15 protein-coding genes are annotated in these 13,480 nt (G+C 52.5%); 5 read left to right on the plus strand and 10 right to left on the minus strand.

Annotated elements, in window-relative coordinates:
- Positions 1 to 471: 471 nt before the first annotated feature.
- From K0T92_RS19955 to K0T92_RS19965, 3 genes are all read right to left on the minus strand, one after another.
- Complete coding sequence (locus K0T92_RS19955; RefSeq protein WP_219874248.1) at positions 472 to 1,203, minus strand: YebC/PmpR family DNA-binding transcriptional regulator; 732 nt, start codon at positions 1,201 to 1,203, stop codon at positions 472 to 474.
- A gap of 205 nt (positions 1,204 to 1,408) precedes the next feature.
- Positions 1,409 to 1,606 (minus strand): cold shock domain-containing protein, encoded by a 198-nt coding sequence (locus tag K0T92_RS19960; protein WP_219874249.1) that lies wholly within the window; start codon positions 1,604 to 1,606, stop codon positions 1,409 to 1,411.
- A 76-nt stretch (positions 1,607 to 1,682) separates the two neighbouring features.
- Positions 1,683 to 2,381 carry a class I SAM-dependent methyltransferase gene (locus K0T92_RS19965; protein WP_246628303.1) on the minus strand — a complete coding sequence of 233 codons (699 nt, stop codon included), beginning with the start codon at positions 2,379 to 2,381 and terminating at the stop codon, positions 1,683 to 1,685.
- A gap of 176 nt (positions 2,382 to 2,557) precedes the next feature.
- Here K0T92_RS19965 and K0T92_RS19970 point away from each other — a divergent pair, with 176 nt between their 5' ends.
- The 4 genes from K0T92_RS19970 to K0T92_RS19985 all read left to right on the plus strand — a co-directional run bounded on the left by K0T92_RS19970 (position 2,558) and on the right by K0T92_RS19985 (position 5,553).
- Complete coding sequence (locus K0T92_RS19970; protein ID WP_219874251.1) at positions 2,558 to 2,791, plus strand: hypothetical protein; 234 nt, start codon at positions 2,558 to 2,560, stop codon at positions 2,789 to 2,791.
- Between the two features lie 92 nt (positions 2,792 to 2,883).
- Complete coding sequence (locus K0T92_RS19975) at positions 2,884 to 3,063, plus strand: hypothetical protein (RefSeq protein WP_219874252.1); 180 nt, start codon at positions 2,884 to 2,886, stop codon at positions 3,061 to 3,063.
- 183 nt (positions 3,064 to 3,246) lie between these two features.
- Positions 3,247 to 5,037: an oligoendopeptidase F gene (gene pepF / locus K0T92_RS19980; RefSeq protein WP_219874253.1), complete on the plus strand. Its 1,791-nt coding sequence runs from the start codon at positions 3,247 to 3,249 to the stop codon at positions 5,035 to 5,037.
- Between the two features lie 297 nt (positions 5,038 to 5,334).
- Complete coding sequence (locus K0T92_RS19985) at positions 5,335 to 5,553, plus strand: hypothetical protein (protein WP_219874254.1); 219 nt, start codon at positions 5,335 to 5,337, stop codon at positions 5,551 to 5,553.
- Between the two features lie 63 nt (positions 5,554 to 5,616).
- On the opposite strand, the gene K0T92_RS19990 is transcribed toward K0T92_RS19985, so the two are convergent.
- The 3 genes from K0T92_RS19990 to K0T92_RS20000 all read right to left on the minus strand — a co-directional run bounded on the left by K0T92_RS19990 (position 5,617) and on the right by K0T92_RS20000 (position 7,999).
- Positions 5,617 to 6,096 (minus strand): helix-turn-helix domain-containing protein, encoded by a 480-nt coding sequence (locus K0T92_RS19990; RefSeq protein ID WP_219874255.1) that lies wholly within the window; start codon positions 6,094 to 6,096, stop codon positions 5,617 to 5,619.
- A gap of 35 nt (positions 6,097 to 6,131) precedes the next feature.
- Complete coding sequence (gene ssuE / locus K0T92_RS19995) at positions 6,132 to 6,692, minus strand: NADPH-dependent FMN reductase (RefSeq protein ID WP_219874325.1); 561 nt, start codon at positions 6,690 to 6,692, stop codon at positions 6,132 to 6,134.
- 473 nt (positions 6,693 to 7,165) lie between these two features.
- Positions 7,166 to 7,999, minus strand: coding sequence for a DUF92 domain-containing protein (locus K0T92_RS20000; protein WP_219874256.1), 834 nt, complete (start codon positions 7,997 to 7,999; stop codon positions 7,166 to 7,168).
- Positions 8,000 to 8,124: 125 nt separating this feature from the next.
- Here K0T92_RS20000 and K0T92_RS20005 point away from each other — a divergent pair, with 125 nt between their 5' ends.
- The gene (locus K0T92_RS20005) at positions 8,125 to 9,279 is read left to right on the plus strand and encodes an HD domain-containing phosphohydrolase (protein WP_425517671.1); all 1,155 of its coding nucleotides are present in this window, start codon (positions 8,125 to 8,127) and stop codon (positions 9,277 to 9,279) included.
- Positions 9,280 to 9,322: 43 nt separating this feature from the next.
- Here K0T92_RS20005 and K0T92_RS20010 read toward each other — a convergent pair whose 3' ends face one another.
- The 4 genes from K0T92_RS20010 to K0T92_RS20025 all read right to left on the minus strand — a co-directional run bounded on the left by K0T92_RS20010 (position 9,323) and on the right by K0T92_RS20025 (position 13,293).
- Positions 9,323 to 10,057: a glycerophosphodiester phosphodiesterase gene (locus tag K0T92_RS20010; RefSeq protein ID WP_219874258.1), complete on the minus strand. Its 735-nt coding sequence runs from the start codon at positions 10,055 to 10,057 to the stop codon at positions 9,323 to 9,325.
- Positions 10,058 to 10,062: 5 nt separating this feature from the next.
- The gene (locus K0T92_RS20015; RefSeq protein WP_219874259.1) at positions 10,063 to 11,439 is read right to left on the minus strand and encodes a CapA family protein; all 1,377 of its coding nucleotides are present in this window, start codon (positions 11,437 to 11,439) and stop codon (positions 10,063 to 10,065) included.
- Between the two features lie 112 nt (positions 11,440 to 11,551).
- Complete coding sequence (locus K0T92_RS20020; RefSeq protein ID WP_246628305.1) at positions 11,552 to 12,547, minus strand: MBL fold metallo-hydrolase; 996 nt, start codon at positions 12,545 to 12,547, stop codon at positions 11,552 to 11,554.
- Complete coding sequence (locus K0T92_RS20025; protein ID WP_219874260.1) at positions 12,541 to 13,293, minus strand: class I SAM-dependent methyltransferase; 753 nt, start codon at positions 13,291 to 13,293, stop codon at positions 12,541 to 12,543. Before K0T92_RS20025 ends, K0T92_RS20020 begins: the two co-directional genes overlap by 7 nt.
- Positions 13,294 to 13,480 lie beyond the last annotated feature (187 nt).

Genomic DNA, 13,480 nt, shown 5'->3' on the forward strand with positions numbered 1-13,480 from the left:
ACATAATTCCATATTTAACCAATACCCTCCGCACCACCGGAGGTTCTTTGGCATGTACAAAAAGTATAGCACCATTTTTCTCAAATTCCAAGTCATCAATGCTTGACAAACATTAGCTGGTTTCATTGTATATAGGGACTTCTGGACATCCCCTTCTCCAAGCAGCGTGACGGAGTAAAAAGCCTGCGAATGTGCATGAATTTCGGTTACAAAACGCCATAATGGTTAAATTCCTGCGATGAAGCATGAATTTGAGAAAAAATCGGCTGTTAAGGGGAAATGAAGGTGAAATACCTGCTCTCTGGCAGGCATTTCACCTTCATGGGGTCAGAAACGCGCAAATAAATGCCGTTTCGCAGGTTTCGCCTAGCTCTTATCTAGTATCTCGCATCTCGCTTGTCTCGGCGTTTGAATGACGAATCGGCCTCTGGTACGTCAACAGTCCCATGACCGCAGGCATTCCACATCGTTTTACTCTTCTTCGCCCTCGATATCGAAATTGGCGTAAACATCCTGTACATCATCATTATCCTCGAAAGCATCCATCATCTTGATCAGCTTCTCCGCATTCTCGCCCTCGGATTTCACCGTATTCTGCGGCAGCCAGCGGACTCCAGCGCTCGTGAACTCATAGCCTTCCTGCTCCAGCGCAGTCTTCACCTGCTCAAACTCATGCGGATGTGTAATGACCTCGTAGCTGTCGTCATTGACGAGAACATCCTCGGCACCGGCTTCGAGGCCTTGCATCATAATCGTGTCCTCGTCGGTCTCGAATTGCTCGCGGTCTATAACCAGCAGCCCCTTGTAATCGAACATGTACGAGACGCAGCCGCTCTCGCCCATGTTGCCGCCGCGTTTGTTGAAGATGGAGCGGACATCGGCAGCCGTCCGATTCCGGTTGTCCGTCAGGCAGCGCACCATAATCGCCACGCCCCCTGGCCCGTAACCCTCATACATAATTTCCTCATACTCAACACTGTCCGTAGACCCTGTCGCTTTCTTGATCGCACGTTCGATATTGTCTGCGGGCACCTGCTCAGCGCGTGCCGCCGCGATTGCTGTTTTGAGTGCAAAGTTAGACTCCGGGTTTGGACCGCCTTTGCGCGCATGCACATAAATCTCGCGGGCAAGCTTGACGAATTTATTATTTTTAGCCTGATCGGCCTTACCTTTACGGTCTTTAAACAGTTTGAATTTTGGCATAACGATCTCTCCTCTGACGTTTCATTCCAAAGATCAGTTTATCACTAGAAAAGCACATCGGTCAAAGCCCTTTCCTCTCACAACACAACGTGCTAGAAAAGAACTGCCCCGCTCTCTCATAAGAAAAACCCCGACAATCAAGCTGTCGGGGTTTCGTATAGGCTCTAACATTCAATGAGTAGGTTCCGATAAGATACGCGAGATCTTACAATTTGATAACGTTAGCTGCCTGAGCGCCACGATTACCTTCTGTAACGTCGAATTCAACTGCTTGACCTTCTTCCAGAGACTTGAAGCCATCGCCTTGGATAGCAGAATAATGAACGAATACATCTTCACCATTCTCGACTTGGATGAAACCGTAGCCCTTCTCTGCGTTAAACCACTTGACTGTTCCTTTCAAGTTAACAACCTCCTAAAATAACGTCGTTTGCCCGACGAGTATTCCCATTATAATGCCAGCTGGAATGAATTGCAACTTAACGCCTTATGACTAAACCAGCATCCGCACCCGGTATGAATGGAAGCTTGCTCGCATACAGCTCGGCCGTTCCGCCATGGCTGCGAATAGATTCCATGACACGGTCCAGATGCGGGTAACGCTCCCACTGCAGCGTCATGATGGGATATACACGAATGACGCCCCCAGGCCTGCACACGCGCATCATCTCAAGCAGTGCCGCTTCATGAAAGCCATAATCAAACTGCTCCCCGTACAGAAACAAGAAGTGACTGCAGAGCACAAGAGAGAACTGTCCGTCCTCGAAGGGAAGCTCCGGCAGGCTGCCTTCTTTATAATGAGAGCGACCCTCGGCAGTGCCAATATGCGCTGCGAAACGTTGGTGGGAAGCCTCCCGTCCCGCTTGATGCCGACTTAAATCGCCATAGTAAGTCCAGTCGAAATTATCCTTAATCCGCTCCAGCTTGGCTGTAGAGGTTGCAATCTCCGCTCTTGCCTCCTCGATCCATTGGATCGACTCCAGGGCATATCTGGGATCAACTGCAGTTGCTTCATATCCACGCTCTCTGGCGCTGGCTGTAAAGGAGGAACCACCTGCCGCGATATCCAGTATCGGGCCCGACTGAAGCTCTTCTTCAGCCGTCAGATCAAACATATTCACATACTCATCGAAACTGCGGCATGTCATTGCCACGCCAATCTGCTCATAACCTCTCATCTTGCGCTCGCCTCCGCTCATCTCTTCTCATCTCAGCTCCTACTCCCGCTCACTCGGCAAATTTGATTGCATTCAGGGAATAGTTTCCACATCGTATCACACTTTACATTTGATTTCTACCCCTGATTATGGCTATGATTGAAGGATACAACTTGTTGATGATGGAGGAATTTGGAATGTTCAAGAAACATCAAATTTATAAGCGGGACAAATACAATATGCTGACGGTAGAGGTGCAGGGCAAGACACTCATCGTTCGGGAAATTAGCGATCAATGGGGGGAAGAATGCCATACCTTTGTAAGCCGGCCGGAAATGCTCCATTGGGCCGAGAACCGCTTTCGCCCAGCCGACTTTGTAGGGCGCGAGGAAGAGCGCAATGAAATTATGGAGAGCTTCAAAGCAATATAGCAAGTGCTGTACGGCAGGAAAATCTATCCTTTGCAGCGAACATAACAGAATGCGTCCAAGCATGACCTAAGCGGAGAGGAGAGCCTTACCCGTTGAATACGACAACTACAATTATATTCATCATCGCCGCATTTGCACTTGGCGTCGTTGCCATCCTGCAGCGGAACAACATTCCCGCCCCCCTGCGAAGGTGGGTGGCGGTCTCCGCCATTTTTTTCATTGCGTTTGCTTTTTTTCTAATTGTGTACAGCTTTACAACAATGGGAACATAACATAACGGTAGACGGGCCACACTAGAGGACAAACCGTGCATTGGAGCGTGATCCATTGTGAGATGGCTGTCCCTTGTTCTATCCCTGTCTCTATTGCCGATCTCCGGCATACATACCGATTCACCGTCCGCTAATCCCACTGTGACGGCGTCAACTATTTCGAACAAACCGAGGAGGATTCCGATGAACCACGTACCGAAACGTTCCGAAACCGCACCCGAGCAGCGCTGGAAGCTCGAAGACTTATTTGCGAGCCAGGCCGCTTGGGACAAGGAATATTCAGAAGCCAAGGAGCAGATCAAGAAAGCCGCCGCTTTTCAAGGAAAGCTGGCTGACCCCGGTCAATTGAAGGCATGCTTCGAGCTTGAGGATGATCTCTCGCTGCATGTTGAGCGCCTGTATGTCTATGCGAACATGAAGCATCATGAAGATACTGCAGAGCCCTCCTATCAGGCTCTCTCCGACAAATCCAAGAAATTGAGCGTCGAAACGAGCGAAGCGCTCTCCTTTATTACCCCGGAAGTGCTCAGCCTGGATGATAAAGCGCTTGACGCGATGATTAATAATCCCGAGCTGGCCAAATACCGCCACACCCTGGAAGAAATGCGTCGTCAGAAGGCTCATATTCTATCCAAAGGGGAAGAAGCGCTGCTTGCTCAAGTAGGCAATGTAAGCCAGGCTCCAGGCACGATCTTCAGCATGCTGAACAATGCCGACCTGAAGTTCCCCAAAGTGAAAGATGAGAGCGGACAAGAGGTGGAACTGACCCATGGCCGCTACATTCAATTCCTGGAGAGCAAGAACCGCGAGGTTCGCAGCGCTGCCTTCAAGACGATGTATGAAACCTACGGCAAGCTCAAGAATACGCTCGCTTCAACGCTGAATGCGAATATTACGAAAAATATTTTCTATTCCCGGGCTCGCAAATATCCGTCCACCTTGGAGATGTCGCTCTATGGCGACAATATTCCGAAGGAAGTCTATACGAACCTGATCGATACGATTCACAAGCATTTGCCGCTTATGCACCGTTATATGGAACTGCGCAAGAAGCTTCTCAAGGTGGATGAGCTTCATATGTATGATCTGTTCGCTCCACTCGTGGACGAGTTCAAGATGGACATTACATTCGAGCAGGCCAAAGCAACCGTCAAGGAAAGTCTGAAGCCGCTGGGCGAGGACTACTTGAACGTCCTTCAGGACGGCTTTGATAACGGCTGGATCGATGTCTATGAGAATGAAGGCAAGCGCAGCGGCGCGTACAGCTGGGGGGCATACGGCACACATCCTTATGTGCTGCTGAACCACAAGGACAACCTGAACAGCATGTTCACTCTGACCCATGAGATGGGCCATGCCCTCCACTCTTATTATTCCGATGGCAATCAGGATTATCGTGATGCGCAATATACGATCTTCCTTGCAGAGGTTGCTTCGACGCTTAATGAAGCGCTGCTGATGGATTACATGCTCAAAAAATCGACAGATCCCAAGGAAAAAATGTACCTGCTCACTTACTATGCCGATCAGTTCCGGACAACCGTATTCCGTCAGACGATGTTTGCCGAGTTCGAGAAAATTACGCATGAGAGAACCGAGCAGGGCGATTCGCTTACGCCACAGGAGCTAAGCCAGATTTACTATGACCTCAATGTGAAGTACTACGGTCCAGGCATGGTCATCGACAAGGATATCGAGATGGAATGGGCTCGCATTCCGCATTTCTATACCAGCTTCTACGTGTACAAATATGCGACCGGATTCTCTGCGGCTACCAGCTTCTCGAAGCAAATTCTTGAAGAAGGCGCACCTGCGGTCGAGCGGTATCTCGGCTTCCTCAAGAGCGGCGGCAGTGACTACTCCATCAATATTCTCAAAAAAGCCGGCGTAGACATGTCCACGCCAGAGCCGATTGAACAAGCGATGAGTGTCTTCGAAGAGCTGATCGAGCAGATGGAGCAGTTGACGAAATAACGCTATCCAGACACAGACAAGGGGCTGTTCGAAAAGTCCATTAACCAATGAGTCAGTCCCGATTGATATGAAAAGATGCTTCCCTACCACTAAAAAGTGGGACTGGAAGCATCTTTTTCGTTGTATAGGGGGATTTAGCGGGGACTGGCCCCCTCTCCAAGTGTGGTTTGAAGGCAGCGTGACGGAGTAAGAAGCCTGCGAATGTGCAGGAATTTCGGTTACAAGCCGCCATAATGGTAACATTCCTGCGATAAGGCATGATTTTTTGGGATAATCGGCTGTTAAGGAGAAACGAAGGTGAAATACCTGCACGCTGGCAGGCATTTCACCTTCATAGGGCCGGAAACGAGCAAATTAATGCTGTTTCGCATGTTTCGCCCAGCTCTCATCTCGCTTGTCGCTTTTTTCCGTATCGCGCCCGTCTCCTGGCGGCGTTTGAATGACGGATCGTCCTCTGGCGAGGAGCACGGCAAAAGCCCCATGATTGCAGGCATTCCACATCGTACGGCTTCTTAAAAGTGGGAGCTGAGATTTCCTTAAAGAACTTTCCAGACAGCCCCGTTGTTATTCCGCGGCTTGCTATATGCTGTACGTACCGATTAATGACTTGTCGAGCGTTTTGACTATCGCCTCACTATCCAGCTTGGAGCTTACAATCTTCAACTCCTGCAGCTTCTTCACAAGATTGGCGTCGCTTCGAATTAATTCGGTCAAATCCCGCAATCTCTGCCATTGCAGGGAGAATTGGTGGAGCAGATCCATCGCTGCTTTGGACTCCTCAGCTGTCAAGGATCTTCCTTCGAACGAAGCTCCCTGCTGGAGCAGCGTCTTCAGATCAGGGCTGGCGGATTCGGGCTCAGCGGCGCTCCGGCCCAGCAGTTCGTCAATCGAAACATGAAGGAAATCAGCTGCCTGAATCAGCTGCTGTACTGTCCACTCATTGGCATCAAGCTCCAGACTCCGGTATTTGGTTATAGCCAGAGAAAGGGCATCCGCCAATTGTTGGTCTGAATAACCTCTCTGCTCCCGCAGCTCATATATTTTTTGTCCAATCGCCATCCTCGTTTCTCCTCTCAGTGAATTGGTCCAATCAACTAGGATAGCAGCGGCTCTGCTTGCCCTGTGAACAATAGTGTCGCTTCGGCAAACTGACCGATTGCTGCGTCAAGCCGTTTCGTCAAGTCCTCATCCAGCACAAACTGGCTCTGTTCTGTCCGCTGAACTTGCGAGTCCACCGCATACACCCCTTGTGAAATATGGCGGGCGTAGAGCGCGGATAGAACTGGCTTCAACGCATAATCGATCGCAAGCAGGTGAGAGATCGTCCCGCCGATGAAGAGCGGCAGAACGATTTTACCCTCCAATCCTTTTTGCGGCAACAAATCCAGATACGTCTTCAGAACACCGGAATAAGAGGCCTTATACACCGGACTTGCTATGATAACCGCATCGGCTTCTTCCACCAGAAGATTTGCCTTCGTTATAGCCGGGCTGTCCCATCGGGTCAGAATCAGATCCTCCGCCGGCAGGGAAACGACAGGCAATACATCAACATGCCAGCCGCGTGATTGGAGCGACTTCTCCACATAACCCGATATGCCATTCAGACGCGACCCTGCATTCGGACTACCGGTTACAATAACAACTTTCGGCATCATGACCACACTCCATTTTCGTATTCACTATTGTTTGATACACACATCCTGAATAAATAAAAAAAGGAGATTTCACATGATCCAACCTCCCCGCAGGAAGCGTCAGTCAGGAAATCTCCGGTTTACCGGTAGATGCAGCAGCTGATGAAGTTAAACGTAATTTTATACGCATTATTCCTACCTGTCAACTATGAATTATCAGGCGGCTTGTTTGCTATTTTTTTCCTTATGGCCACTATCCCTTTCGCTCAGATGGGCGGTGCCGGAGCAGTATACTCTCATCCAGATGATTGTGATTACAGGCTTGATGAGCGCCTTTCCTCCTCCCGACGGGTCAAGGTCACGGGCTGCAGCCTGCTTCTCTCTGAGTGAAGGGGATAGTGGCCAAAGGGAAGCGACACCCTGTGAAACAATGAGCTTTCCCCCGGCCCTGCAGCAACGATATTATGCCTGATTCGATCAACACGGCCGGCTCAGCTTATGGCCGTGCCGATCACCCAGGCGAGCAAGCCAGCGGCGACTGACGACAGCAGGTTCACCCTGTCGTTCGTCATCCATGCGAAGCCGCGCACTGCGTCAGCAGCGGCGCCGCAATGCTCGCTGCGCTCGGTATCGCTGCCACAGATGCGGCAGCGGTACATCCCTTGCACGGTCGCGCCGAGCAGCGAATCTGCGAAGGCGCCGGCCGTGCCGGCCACAGCCGCGACGGCGATGAGCGCGCCCGGCGTGGCCGCAGTTTCTGCGGGCGCCAGCAGCGCTGCGACTGCGCCGATGAAGGCGGCGCCGGCCGCTGCAGCGGCGCTGCCAAGCGGCGTTACGCCGCCGCTTGTACCGGGCGGCACAGGCTTGCCGCCCAATATATGCCTCGGCGCGGTGCGGCTTAACGCGCCGATCTCGGTTGCCCAGGTGTCGGCGTTCACCGCCGCCATTACCCCTGCAAAAGCGTACAGCCAGTCCGAACTGGGCCACAGCGCATTTCCGGCGCACAGCACAAGGCCAATACCGCCGTTCGCCCATACTTGACCGGCATCTCTGCGGCCGCTCTTCGCATAATTGGCTTCAGCTGCCCGCTTCTGGCGATGGTGCCGCTTCCATTTGGACCATGCTGTGGAGGAGATAAAGAACGCCAGCAGTGTCCCGAACCAGACCGGACCGCCCAGCGTAACAAAGCCCGTCCCCATAATAACAGCCGACCAAGCTCCCGAAGCAGATAATGAACCCGAGCGATAAGCAGCTATCGCGATCATCCCGCCGCCTAGAAGCCCAACAGCGAATGAGATCCACCAATGTTCAAACCAGCCATTCATCGTCCACACTCCTTTTTCGACTTTTTTCGATATATTTTTTGTCACTGCACGGCGCAAAAGCAGGATTCATACACCTTTGCGTCGAAATTCCTATCTCAACTAGGGCAGAATCTACGATCAGGGGAGTGAATCCTTTGAACTACACCACCAATCATACATCGCACTCTGATTCAAACGGAACATCTCCAGAGCAGCTGCTTCGAATTATTTTTGAATATACAACCAAAATCGCCAACGAGCGCACACTCGTAAATGTTCTGCTGCTTATGGCCAACATGGGCAGAGAGATGATCATGGCCGACCGGTGCACGGTGTGGCTCATCGATCATGTTCGCGACGAATTATTTACGACAGTCGCACATGGCGTGGATGAAATCCGCATTCCGCTCGGCTCTGGCTTCGTCGGCCATTCCATTACGACCGGAGAGCCGATTCTGGTCGAGGACGCTTACAACGACCCCCGTCATAACGCGGAGAACGACCTTCGAACCGGTTACAGGACCAAGTCGATTATAACTGTGCCGTTCGTAGGCAACGATGGCAGTATAATCGGCGCTTATCAGGCTATCAACAAAGTCGGCACCGACGCCGTATTTACCCCTCTTGATCTCGAGTACCTGACACTCGCCGCATCCTACGCAGGCAAATCGCTTGAGTCGGTTATGCTGCACGAGGAGATTGTCGATACGCAGCGCGATATCATTCTGGCCATGGGGGAGATCGGCGAGAGCCGCTCCAAGGAAACGAGCAATCACGTGAACCGGGTTGCCGAGTATTCCTATGTACTCGCTATAGGTTACGGGCTCAGCACGGAAGAAGCGGAGCAGCTGAAGATGGTCTCCCCGATGCACGATATCGGCAAGGTAGCCATTCCGGATGCGGTGCTGCACAAGCCTGGCAAGCTGACAGAAGAAGAGTTCGAGCTCATGAAGCGGCATACGACCATCGGCTACAATCTGCTCAAAGCATCTGGCCGCGATCTGATGAAAATGGCTTCTATCGTTGCTTATGAGCATCACGAGAAATGGGACGGATCAGGCTATCCCCGTGGACTAAGCGGCGAGGACATTCATCTGTACGGCCGCATTACAGCCATTGCCGACGTATTCGATGCGCTTGGCAGCGACCGGGTCTATAAGAAAGCATGGGAGCTCGATCTGATCCTGCGGCTGTTCGAAGAGGAGCGGGGACGGCACTTCGATCCCCGCCTTGTCGATATCTTCTTCAAGCAGCTTCCCAAGCTGCTGCAGATACGCGATAATTACAAGGATATTGATTAATACGCAGACAAGCAGACCGGCCATCGTGAATTGATGGCCGGTCTTATCCATTCTTGAACAGCTGACCGTAGCGATCCGGATAGTTCGTACATATCATAATGGCCGGATCAATGGCTGCAAGCCGCCGCATCGCAGCCATGTGGTTCACAGTCCAGGCCATGACGGCAATTCCCTCGCCATGCATCCGTGCCATCAGTTCCTGCGAGACACTCCGATAGCCGATGGACAGCAGACCCGCGTCCAGCTGCCGGAGTTCCGTTACTGCAGCGGCAGGAGTGATCTTATCGACGATCAGACCTGTACGGATATCGCCAGACAGCTGGCGTACCTTCCGCAGCGCCTCCCCATCGAAAGACGTAATAACAGCCTCATGCTGAAGGCCATGGTCGTGCAGAAGCTGAACGACCCCCTGCTCAAGCCCGGGGTAGAGGCCCCCGTATGTTTTCAACTCGATATTGAGCCGGCAGCGGCCTTTCGTTTCCTGCAGCACCTGCTCCAGCAGCGGTACGCCTTCACCTGCAAACCTCCTGCCGTACCAGCGGCCAGCGTCGATACGGGACATAGCAGCGGCTGTATAATCAGCCACTCTGCCGACTGCATTCGTTGTCCGGTTAAGCAATGAATCATGAATAACGACAGGAATTCCATCAAGGGACAGCTGAACATCAAGCTCGATCCACTGTACGTAAGGATATGCCAACGCTTCTCGAATCGCCGCCAGCGTATTCTCCGGAGCATGGCCGGATGCCCCGCGATGGGCTACACATGGATTGTTCATCACCGCTATTTCCCCTTCGGCTTCACATAGCCTTCCGCATCGACTTGCGCATTGATCGATAAGCTGGACAAGCGTTCAAGCAGCACCTTCGCCTGCTCCCCCTCCAGCGGAGTCGGCTGCGATGCCACAGCCCGCATGGGGTGGAATTGCAGGGAGCAGTCTCCTGCCACCGTACATACGGCATCCAGAACGCCGGTATCCTTGGTGTTCTCTGTCTTCGTCATATTAAATATAAAATTGCCCAAGCTGTAGGAAATCCACTTGCCCTTATACTGCTCCAACCCTTGCAGAACATGGGGATGGCTGCCGATAACAAGATCAGCCCCCGCATCGATATATTCACGAGCGAGCCGCTTCTGATCCGCGTTGGGATGATCTGCGCGCTCAATTCCCCAGTGAACCATAACAACGACGAGATCCGCCTGCCCCTTCGCTTCCTTGATCGTCTTGACCGCACGGGTCGAGTCATACGTTTCGGCGAGTCCCGGGCGCTTGTCTGTTGCTTTCCACTCGCCGACAGGCAGTACCCGCGACAAACCGACGTAGGCCACACTAATTCCGTTAGCCTCCAGCAGAACCGGCTTATAGGCCTCCGTTTCGTCATTGCCGCCGCCCATATTAGGCATTCCTGCTTCATCGAGATGACCGATTGTATCGAGCAGACCTTCAACGCCCTGATCCAATGTATGGTTATTGGCCAGGTTAACAACATCGAATCCCGCTTCCTTCAGGGCAGGCAGCGAATCCGGTGTTCCCTTGAATACATACTGCTTGTTGAGCGCGGGCACACCTCGCGTCGTAATCGGATTCTCCAGATTGCCGGCCAATAGATCAGGCTTCGTCAAATAAGGCAGCGCTTTGGCATACGGGTAGTCAAAGCCATGGCTCTTCATCAGAGCCTCAACCGAGGATGCAAGCAGAATATCCCCGACAAAGCTAAGCTTGATCGTCTTGCCATCCGGTTCTCCGGCAGCGCTCCCTTCATCCCCGGGAGACGGCTTGTTATCCGGCTCCGCCGGATCATCGCCGTCCCCATCCCCTCCCCCATTGCGGGACGGGAGAGGTGTTTCTTCTGCTGGCGGATTCTCCTTGTCCGGCGGCACGATCTCCTCGCTATTGCCATCAGTTGGCGGGAGCGTCCCGTCAGGTAAATCATGGTTGCCAGTCTTGCTATTGTCCGGAGTTTCCTGTTCCGCCAGCTGATCCGTCCCGCCATTCGGAACCTTGTCAAGCTCATCGTCCTTGAAATAAGCCCCGTACAGAACGGCTCCGAGGATGCAAATGACCGCAAGCATCGATAGATTAACGATGATTAGTCTGCGCATTCGCCTGCTTCTGCGATTTTTATCTTGCTGACGTGATTCCGAGCGTGATACGAACATGGAACAACAGACTCCTTTTAGGCGCTATGATGGAATGAGTTTAATTAGTAATGAATCCCATTCATTATACCAACATTTGCGAAGCTTGATAACCGTTTTTAACCGTCTTTAATCAAGCTTGATAAACGATGACTCCATCGCGGATGCTGCTGCTGATCTCGTTCCTCTGTTCCAGATGGAACAGATGCGCCAGCGTCTCCGACATCGCAAACCGCAGGTTATGCGGATTGCCGGCAATCCTTGCGCCGAACAATCGCTCACACATGGCATAGCCTGTGCAGCCCTCCTCCTTGACCCGTTCAGCGATCGATTCCAATCGCCGCTTGTGATGATCGATCAGCTCCTCAATACGCAAGCCGAATCCGGTGAACGGGTCACGGTGGCCCGGAAAGGCAAGCTCAACCTCGTACGCGCCAAGCTGCTTCAAGCTGCCAAGGAACTGCTCCAGCTCCCCGCCTTCATCGCCGGGAACAACACTTACATTGGGCGTAATATTCGGCAGAACCTGATCACCGCAGATCATCCACTTCCGCTCGGGCGCGTAGAAGCATAGCTGACCGCTGGCATGCCCGGGTGCATCAATCATCTGCCAATCCATACCCGCCATTCGCAGCACGCCCCCTGCCTCAATGAACGTGACCTCCGGCTGTGGCGACACCTTATCCATGAAGCTCTCCAGATGGGGCGGCATAGCATCCAGCAGATGCTCAGGCATGCCATGCTGCCGATACAGCGCTACCAGTTCGGCCGCGTAGGAGCGGTCCTTCCCCCACATTTTCACAATATAGGCGTAGGACCTGGGAGAGATCAGCACAGGCGCTCCCGTCCGCTGCTGGAACCAGCCGGCCAGTCCATAGTGGTCGGGATGCTGATGGGTAAGAACGATCGTATGTATATCTTGAATCACAATATCGTGCTCCGCCAATGCGGCATTCCATGTCTCTATCGATTCCGGCGTATGCAAGCCCGGGTCGATAAGCGTATAGCCCTTCTCGTCCCGCAGCAAATAACTGTTCACCCACTTGAGCGAGAAAGGCAGCGGCACCTTCACCTGGATAATGCCTTTCGGCCAGACCGTCGTACTCGTCATGCTGGATTCTGTCAACATACTGCCCTCCCCGTTAAGATCATTCTCGGCGATGCCACTTCCTCATAGGCTCTGCCCTCATAATCTCCATATACATGCTCAAGCTCCAATCCCGCCTCTGCGAGCGCCGCCTGGAACCACATCAGCGGATACAATCGAACCCGCTCCTCGTATTGCCGCTCATCACTGCCATCTGCTTGCGCCCCGATGCTGATCCCTTTCACAACCCATCCGTCCGAGACCGCTCTTGTTTCTACGATGCGAAGGCCAGATGCTTCATCCACCCGCTCTGAGCGCGGCACCAGATTATGCTCAACATAGACAGGATTGAGAAAATCAATCAGAAACCGCCCTCCCTCTCGCAGCACCCGGCGAATCTCCATCAGAACACGCTTGTTATCGTTCTCTTGTTCAAAATATCCGAATGATGTGAACAGATTGACTGTTGCATCAAACCTGCCCTCCGCAAACGGCAGCTCCCGCATATCGCCACGGATTAGCTCCTTAATCCGGCCATCCTCATTATGACGCCGTGCCTCCTGAAGCAGCTCCTCAGATAAATCAATTCCTGTTACCTCATACCCGAGCTCCGCCAGCGCCAGAGAATGCCTTCCCATGCCGCAGCCGATATCAAGCACCTTGTCGTTCTTCCGCAGCTCCAGCCATCCCGACATTCGCTGCACCTCTTGCTCTGCCTGCTCCCAATTCCGATGCTTGTACACCAACATATAATCAGAGCCAAAACTTCTCTCATACCATGCTTTCACTGTAGGTTCCTCCTTGTTGCGCTCCTCCGGAAGCAGAATGCTGCATCAGCTTCCAAGGAGGGCTGCTATTGCTGTTGCAGCTTCTGCTAATACCGCTGTTTCTACGTGTATATTGTACTGCAAGGACGAAGCTTCTGGCAAAAGGACGCATGCGTGGAACATATTTCATTCCTTCCCCGCGCATACT

The sequence above is a fragment of the Paenibacillus oenotherae genome (assembly GCF_019443105.1).
Lineage (GTDB): Bacteria > Bacillota > Bacilli > Paenibacillales > Paenibacillaceae > Paenibacillus_Z > Paenibacillus_Z oenotherae.